Origin of the sequence: Candidatus Competibacter denitrificans Run_A_D11 (assembly GCF_001051235.1) — a bacterium.
Classification (GTDB): domain Bacteria; phylum Pseudomonadota; class Gammaproteobacteria; order Competibacterales; family Competibacteraceae; genus Competibacter_A; species Competibacter_A denitrificans.
This window is the reverse complement of the sequence record NZ_CBTJ020000115.1, coordinates 1-1,414: the sequence shown is the minus strand read 5'-3', so window position 1 is coordinate 1,414 and position 1,414 is coordinate 1. Positions and strand designations below refer to the sequence as shown.

Annotated in this window: 1 protein-coding gene; it reads right to left on the bottom strand. The window is 59.4% G+C overall.

The genetic code is table 11. The annotated features are described in order from the left end of the window. Positions 1-113: 113 nt before the first annotated feature. A complete protein-coding gene (locus BN873_RS18240) occupies positions 114-1,100 on the bottom strand; it encodes an IS110 family RNA-guided transposase (protein WP_048677071.1) in 987 nt (328 codons plus the stop codon). Positions 1,101-1,414 lie beyond the last annotated feature (314 nt).

The window sequence follows — 1,414 nt, the reverse complement described above, 5'->3', positions numbered from 1 at the left end:
GTGTGACAAAAAGGTCGGGGAAAATAGACTTCAGCGAGCGACGCAGCCACACATAGAAAAAGTCCGAGAGGTCACCAAACCCAATATTGTCGAAGTAGATACCGTCTTGGCGGTCAAGGGACGGGGGTCCAATTGGCCTGATAGGGTTGCTGATGTTTGAGAACTCCGAACGCCAACTGCACCAGTTTGCGCATGGCGGCGCCCAAGGCGGCCATCTTGGCTTTACCCCGGGCCAGCAAGCGCTGGTATAAGGCCTGGATGTGTGGATTATGGCGGGTCGCCACGACGGCCGCCATGTATAGCGCCGCCCGAATCCGGGGTGCCCCGGCTTTGGAGAGTCGGGGCCGGCGATGGAGACTACTACCGGATTGGCATTCAACCGGCACCAGGCCGAGAAACGCGGTGACCTGATCGGCGCAGGTAAAATGGTGCCCGTGCAGGACGGCCACTAGGCGCTGGGCGGTTTTCTCGCCGACGGCGGGAATCGACTGGAGCAGGTCGCGGTCGCGGCGCAGATCAGGATGCTGATCGATGTGGCTCTGAATAGCCGTTTGCAGGCGGGTCGCTTCCTGTTCCAGAAAGTCAATGTGCTGCTGAAGCGACTCCGCAACCGGTGCGGGCAGCGGGATCGCCTCCGCTTTTTCCTGCCGGTTCCGTTCCCGGCGCCGGTCGGCTTCGACCGCATCCAGGCGGGCCATCAGGGCGTTCAAGTCCCGAATCGCCGGGGGCGGCGGTTGCCAACGGGGCGGGTTGATCAAAGCCCCATACCGGGCCAGCACCTGGCTGTCGCGGGCGTCGGTTTTGGTGCGCACTGCCAAACCCTGACCAAAGGCCTTGGTCTGGGCAGGATTGACCACCGACACCACCGCCCCGGCCGCCGCAAACCAGAGGGCGACCGCTTCATGGTAGACCCCGGTTGCTTCCAGAATGAGATGAACCTGACCCAGGTCAGGCACTTTTTGCCGGATCAGCCAATCTTGCAATTCGGCAAAGCCCTCTGGGGTGTTGGGCACGGTCTTGGCGCGGCGTTGATCGTTCTCAGGATTCAGCAGACAGCTATCCAATTTGTTTTTGGCAACATCAATACCGAGACTGTACATGAGGATGCTCCAAGAGGATTAACAACCTGCGCTACACTGGCCTTGTGCATGCAGGATCACCGCACCGGGCGGGTCCTCGGTTACCGTTCAGTGTTCGGGCAGGCAAAACCACAGAGGTCAAGGGCTTCATCTACAGATCAGGGTGGGACCCTCAGGGTGGATTCAAGCTCACTCAACCTCTGGGAGGCAGTTCATCACCACCCCCGCCAAGATACAAGGGTGGATCTATAGAGACAACTTTTCCAGCAGTAATCACATTCGCTGCTGCATCAGCTTGGGACGCAATACCCTGGGGAGCACTTGGAAAAAAATTA